Below are 6,236 nucleotides of genomic sequence, written 5' to 3' on the forward strand. Positions count from 1 at the left end.
GGGTGGTTGACGTCGTGTCGGGCGGGTCGCCGGGCGGACCGGCGGGTCTCTCAGCCCTTGACGGCGCCGGCCATGCCGCCGACGATGCGGCGTTCGGCGAAGACGAAGAAGCCGAGTGCGGGCAGCATCGACAGTGCGGTGTAGGCGAGGATGCTCGCGGTGTCCTGCGAGTACTGGGACTGGAAGGTGGCGACGCCGAGCGGCAGGGTGAAGTGCGACTGCTCGTTGAAGACCAGCATGGGCAGCTGGTAGCCGTTCCAGGAGCCGAGGAAGGCGAGCACGGCGACGGTGACCAGGGCGGGGCGGGCCAGCGGCAGCATGATCCGCCACAGGAAGCCGAGCCGGGTGCAGCCGTCCACGGCGGCGGCGTCCTCCAGTTCCGCGGGGATCGCGGCCATGAAGGGCCGCAGGATCACGACGGTGACCGGCAGCCCGAACGCCGCCTCCGCCAGTGCGACGCCGAACCAGCTCTCCAGCAGGTCCAGTTGGCGCAGCAGCAGGTAGACGGGCAGCGAGGCGACGCCGAGCGGGAAGAGCAGTCCGGCGGAGAACAGGGTGTACACGCCCTCCCGGCCGCGGAAGCGGTAGCGGGCCAGCGCGTACCCGGCCATCGCGCCGAGTCCGCAGGTGAGGACGGTGGCGGTGACGGCGATCAGGGCGCTGTTGCCCATCAGCCGCCAGAACATCGACGAGGCCAGGATGGTGCGGTAGTTGCCGAGCACCCAGGGGTGCGGCAGCCCGGTCGGGTCGGCGTTCAGCTGCGCGTTGGTGCGGAAGCCGCCGAGCACCACGAAGGCGATCGGGACCAGCGTCACGCCGACCACCAGCAGGGCGGCCAGGTACCGTCCGGGAACGGCGAGTCGGCGGCCCGACAGCCTTCTCGGGCGGGCGGGCGCGGGGTGTGCGGCCAGGGGGTGTGCGGTCACGGGTCAGTCCACCCTTCCGGTGAGCGCGCCGTCGGTGTCGCGGCGCAGCGCGAACCGCTGGTAGGCGAGCGCGAAGGCGAAGCAGACCGCGAACAGCACCACGGCGACGGCGCTGCCGTAGCCGAACTGGTAGCGGCGGAAGCCGCGGTCGATGACGTAGGTGGCCATGGTGGCGGAGGATCCGGCGGGACCGCCGAGCGTCATGATCCAGACCAGTTCGAAGAGTTGCAGCGATCCGATCACCGAAAGGAAGATCCAGATCCGGATGGTCGGGCCGAGCAGCGGCAGCACCACTTTGGTGGTGGTTTGCCAGGCGGAGGCGCCGTCCAGGGCGGCGGCCTCGCGCAACTCCGCCGGCACGCCCTGGAGTCCGGCGAGGAACAGGATGATGCCGAAGCCGAGGTACTTCCAGGTGGAGACCACGAACAGGGTGTAGAGCACCAGGTGCTGGTCGGCCAGCCACTGGTGGACGAGCGGGTCCAGGCCGACCGAGCGCAGGGCCTGGTCGACGGCGCCGCCGGGCTGGAGCATCACCAGCCAGGCGACGGCGGTGATCGCCTCGGAGAGCACGTACGGGGTGAAGGCGATCAGCCGCAGCACGGCCCGGCCGCGCAGGCGGCCGTTGAGCAGCAGGGCGAGTGCGACGGTGAGCGGCAGTTGGACCGCCACGGACAGCAGCGCGAACACCACGTTGTGCCGGATGGCGCCCTGGAACACCGGATCGGCGAGCGCCTTGCGGTAGTTGGCGAGGCCGACCACCTTGCTGGGCGGGCCGAAGCCGTTCCAGTCGAAGAAGCTGTAGTAGACGGCGGCGGCGATCGACACCAGGACGAACAGCGCGAACAGGGCGAGCGCGGGGCCGAGCAGCAGGGCGAGTTCGGCCCGGGTGCGGGTGCTGGTGCGCCGCCGGGCGGGGCGCTTGCGGGGTGCTTGGGCGGGGCGGGCCGGGGCGGCCCGCTCCTCCTCGACGGTGCTCACGGTCAGCCTGCCGAGTTCACCGCGCGGGCCACCGAGCCGGCGTCGCCCTTGCCCGCGAACAGGTCCGCGGCCGCGTCGTTGAGGGCCTGGCCGACGGCGGTCGGCAGGGCGACGTCGAAGTACACCTGCACGTAGCTCGCCTTGGCGTTGTAGTCGTAGATCTGCTTCACCAGCGGGTCCTTGATGGCGCCGACGGCCGCCGGGTTGACCGGGATGGTGGCGGCGCCGGAGTTGATCAGTTCGGTCTGCACGTCGGCGCCGGTCAGGTACTTGAGCACCTGGGCGCAGTCGGCGGCGCGCTTGACGGTGCAGGAGAAGCCGTCGCCGCCGCCGAGCGCGACGCTCGGGTCGCCGGCCCCGCCGGTGACCGCCGGGAACGGGAACCAGCCCAGCTGGTCCTTGTAGGACGGGTCGGCGGCCAGCGCCTGCATGACGCTGGGGTTCCAGTCGCCCTGGAGTTCCATCGCGGCCTGGCCGGCGGCGACCAGGCCGGCCGAGCTGCCGGTGCCCTGCTGGGCGGGCGTGCCGTTGAAGCCGTCCTGGAAGGGCTTGAGGGCGATCAGGTCGAGCACGTCCTGGCCGGCCTTGGTGAAGCACGGGTCGGTGAACTTGGCGGCCTTCACCGAGGACTTGAGGGTGTCGACGGAGCACTCGCGGACGGCGAAGTAGTCGTAGTAGAAGGCGTCGGGCCAGCGGTCCTTGCCGCCGAGCGCGATCGGGGTGCTGCCGGCCGCCTTGAGCTTGCCGATGTCGGCCTTCAGCTCGTCCATGGTGGCGGGCGGCTGGGTGATGCCGGCCTTGGCGAACAGGTCCTTGCGGTACCAGAAGCCGACCACGTGCGAGTCGTAGGGGACGCCGAGCTGCTTGCCGTCGGCGGCCCAGCCCTGGGCGGCGGGGCCGAGGTCCTTGATCCAGTCGGCGGTGAGCGCGGTCAGGTCGGCGACCCGGCCCGACTGCGCCTGGGTGGCGAGCAGGCCGCCGCCCTGGTTGAAGTAGATGTCCGGCGGGGTGTTCGACTGCAGGGCCAGCGGGATCTTGGTGGGGAACTGCTCGTTCTGCATCGGCACCACGTCGAGCTTCGAACCGGCGTGGTCCTTCTGGTAGTTGGCGGCGGCGTGGGCCCAGACCGTCTTCAGCGGGTCCTGGTTGCCGTTGTGCCACCAGGTGAGCGCGCCGCCGCCGCTGCCCGAGCCGTCGCTGCCGCAGGCGGTGAGCAGGGTGAGCGCGGTCGCGGCGGCCAGCGCGGCGACTGGCAGGCGTCTGCGAACGAACATGGTGGGGGCCTCCAGGGGCAGGGAGCTGCTCGAAAGTTTCGGTTCCGACGGCGCGGGCGGTGCCGGGCGGGACATCGCCCACGCCGTCGTGGCGGTGCTGAGCTGCGGAGAGTCCCGCCGCGCGGGGGCGCGGCACGGGACGGGTCGAACTGGCCGAATGTTTCGGTTGTGGTTCGAATGTTGCGAGGAAGCTACGGCGGCCCGGCAGGCAAGTCAAGGCTTCCGACCGAACCGGCCTCCGCTCCCTGCGCCGCCCCGCGCGGACCGCCGGGGGCGCTACTATCCGTGCCATGAGCGCCGCAGAACTCGAACCCGACCCCGCGCCGACCCTGTCGGAGATCGCCCGGGCGGCCGGCGTCTCGGCGCCGACAGTTTCGAAAGTCCTGAACGGACGGGCGGACGTCGCGCCCGCGACCCGCGCCAAGGTCGAGGCGATCCTGCGCCGCACCGGCTACCAGCGGCGCCGCACCGCCGCACCGCCGTCCCGGCTGCTCGACCTGGTCTTCCACCAGCTCGACAGCGCCTGGGCGGTGGAGGTGATCCGCGGCGTGGAGAACGTCGCCCGGGACGAGGGCCTGAGCATCGTGCTGTCCGAGTCCGCCGGGCGGCTCACCCCCGGCCAGACCTGGGTGGACGGCGTGCTGGCCCGCCGGCCCGCCGGAGTGGTGCTGGTGCTGTCCGACCTGGACGCCGCCCAGCGCGACCAACTCACCAGCCGCGACATCCCGTTCGTCGTCCTCGACCCGGCCGGCGACCCGGCCGACGGGGTGCCCGCCGTCGGCACCGGCAACTGGCAGGGCGGCCTCGCCGCCACCCGCCACCTGCTCGACCTCGGGCACCGCCGGATCGCGATGATCTCCGGCCCGTCCGGCATGATGTGCAGCCGCGCCCGGGTGGACGGCTACCGCACCGCGCTGGAGACCGCCCGGCTGCCGGTCGACCCGGAACTCGTCCACGAGGGCGACTTCCACCACGAGGCCGGGTACGCCGCGGCCCGGACGCTGCTGTCCCGCCCCGACCGGCCCACCGCGGTCTTCGCCGGCAACGACCTGCAGGCGCTCGGCGTGTACGAGGCCGCCCGCGAACTCGGCCTGCGCGTGCCCGAGGACCTCTCGGTGGTCGGCTTCGACGACCTGCCGCTGGCCCGCTGGGTCGGCCCACCGCTCACCACCGTCCGGCAGCCACTGGTGGAGATGGCCGAGACCGCCGCCCGCATGGCCGTCGGCCTCGGCCGCGGCGAGCACCCCGCCGCCACCCGCGTCGACCTCGCGACCAGCCTCGTCGTCCGCGCCTCCACCGCGCCGCCGCCCGACCTCCCCTGACGGCCCGACACCTCCCGACCCGTCAACTCCGGCCCGCCGCCGACCGGTTGACGGCGCTGCCCGGCTTGCCTACCGTCTTCGTCCGGAGCGCGCCGGAACATTCGCCACCAAACCGAAAGTTTCGCCCCCGTCACGCGGTGCGCCGCTCCCCACCCGCTCCGGTGGCCGGGCACACCCGCCCAGCACCACGCCCGGCCACCGGCCGCCCCGGGGCGCCACCGGTCGCGGCGCACCGTCGGAGCGGCTACCAGCCGGACTCGACCAGCGCGCAGCCGTCCGCCGTGATGTGGTGCGTCTGGCCCGAATAGCCGGCGACCCGGCAGTGGCTGCTCACGCTCAGCCGCGGCGAGGTCTCGGCGTCCTCCAGGGCGATCGAGAAGCCGCCGTACATGCCGGGCACGGGGAACCACACCTTCCCCTCGGGCAGTTCGGTCAGCACACTGATCTGCGGGAGGTTCAGGGCCAGCTTCACGCCGAAGTCCGCGGTGCGGATCCGGACCAGGGCGTGCAGGTACTCCTCCATCGCCCGCAGGGACCGGTCCGCCAACGGGCGCAGGGGCGCCGGCTCCAGCAGCCCCACCAGCTCGTGGCGCTCCAGCCGGACCGCGACGTCGACGGGACGCTCCCCGTCCGCCGCCCGCAGCGTGCGCCACGCCCCGGCCCGCAGCAACTGCCGGACGACCTCGGGCGGGGCGCCGTGCCAGGCCGCCTGGTGCAGCGGCGCCCAGCCGCTGCGCCCGCCGGTGCGACGGGTGTTGGCCAGGCCGGGCGACTTCTCCACGACGGCGACCAGGGCCGGCCAGTCGCCCCGGTAGGCCGCGTCGGCCACCTCGTCCAACTGGGCCTGGTACGCCTCCTTGTACTGGCCCCGCTCCGCCACGCCGTCCCACTCGGCCATCAGATCCCCCTCGTTCCGCAGTCGCCCCATGCTAGGCCGTGCCACCAGGCACCCGACCGGGCCGGGGGCCGGCAGAGCCGGGCGCTAGTCGGAGTTCTCCCAGACGAGGATCCCCGGGCCGTCCGGCGTCAGCACCGGAACCCACGCCTCGTCGACCTCGGAGAGGCGGGACTCGTCGAGGGCGAGCGGTGGAGGGAACATGTCGTCCTCGCGGCCGGAGCCGTACACGCCGAACCGGGCGACCGTCGCCCGGAGGCGGTCGAGCAGGGCGGGCGGCCAGTCCAGGCGCCGGGATCCGCAGCCCTTCAACTCCCCGACGAAGATCTCCCGCAGGGGCTCGTCCAGGCCCGGCCCGAACAGCGGCACCAGGTAGCCCTCCTGCCGGTACTGGATGCACCCGTACCCGCCGCCCTGGCTCCGGTACACCACGCCGGTCGGCGCGGCCACGATGACGAACATCCAGCCCTGGTCCGCCCCGCAGCCGTCGGGGTCGAGGAAGATCTGCCGCTTGCCGGGGTCCGCTTCGGTCATGAGCGAGAGCGTCGCACACAGCCGCAGCGGGCTGCCACGCCGTTTTCCCGGGCAGCCTCGAACGGCCTCACACGCCGTCGGGCTGCCAGAGCGACGCCGGATCGGTGCGCAGACGGTCAACGGTGGTCAGGGCCGCACCCAGCACCGGACCGCGGCGGGCCAACGGCGAAGCACGGAGCGCCTCTTCGGGCCACGGGCGGACGCGGCTCCGTCCTCGAACGGCCTCACACGCCGTCGGGCTGCCAGAGCGACGCCGGATCGGTGCGCAGACGGTCAACGGTGGTCAGGGCCGCACCCAGCACCGGAC

General features: G+C 73.1%; 6 protein-coding genes. 1 reads left to right on the plus strand and 5 read right to left on the minus strand.

The features are described from left to right. Window positions 1-50: 50 nt before the first annotated feature. Genes ACFV1L_RS22835 through ACFV1L_RS22845 form a run of 3 tightly spaced genes read right to left on the minus strand, consistent with a single transcriptional unit; the run spans window position 51 to window position 3,178 of the window. The gene (locus tag ACFV1L_RS22835) at window positions 51-926 is read right to left on the minus strand and encodes a carbohydrate ABC transporter permease (protein ID WP_380368464.1); all 876 of its coding nucleotides are present in this window, start codon (window positions 924-926) and stop codon (window positions 51-53) included. Window positions 927-929: 3 nt separating this feature from the next. Further along, window positions 930-1,904: a carbohydrate ABC transporter permease gene (locus ACFV1L_RS22840; RefSeq protein ID WP_380368467.1), complete on the minus strand. Its 975-nt coding sequence runs from the start codon at window positions 1,902-1,904 to the stop codon at window positions 930-932. A gap of 2 nt (window positions 1,905-1,906) precedes the next feature. Next, window positions 1,907-3,178 (minus strand): extracellular solute-binding protein, encoded by a 1,272-nt coding sequence (locus ACFV1L_RS22845; RefSeq protein ID WP_380368468.1) that lies wholly within the window; start codon window positions 3,176-3,178, stop codon window positions 1,907-1,909. A gap of 290 nt (window positions 3,179-3,468) precedes the next feature. Here ACFV1L_RS22845 and ACFV1L_RS22850 point away from each other — a divergent pair, with 290 nt between their 5' ends. Beyond that, window positions 3,469-4,500, plus strand: coding sequence for a LacI family DNA-binding transcriptional regulator (locus ACFV1L_RS22850; RefSeq protein WP_380368470.1), 1,032 nt, complete (start codon window positions 3,469-3,471; stop codon window positions 4,498-4,500). A 244-nt stretch (window positions 4,501-4,744) separates the two neighbouring features. Here the strand turns inward: ACFV1L_RS22850 and ACFV1L_RS22855 are convergent, their stop codons facing one another. Further along, complete coding sequence (locus tag ACFV1L_RS22855; protein ID WP_380368471.1) at window positions 4,745-5,398, minus strand: ankyrin repeat domain-containing protein; 654 nt, start codon at window positions 5,396-5,398, stop codon at window positions 4,745-4,747. 84 nt (window positions 5,399-5,482) lie between these two features. Beyond that, window positions 5,483-5,929 carry a DUF6210 family protein gene (locus ACFV1L_RS22860; protein WP_380368473.1) on the minus strand — a complete coding sequence of 149 codons (447 nt, stop codon included), beginning with the start codon at window positions 5,927-5,929 and terminating at the stop codon, window positions 5,483-5,485. Window positions 5,930-6,236 lie beyond the last annotated feature (307 nt).

Source organism: Kitasatospora sp. NPDC059646 (assembly GCF_042734615.1).
In the GTDB taxonomy this organism is placed as follows: domain Bacteria; phylum Actinomycetota; class Actinomycetes; order Streptomycetales; family Streptomycetaceae; genus Kitasatospora.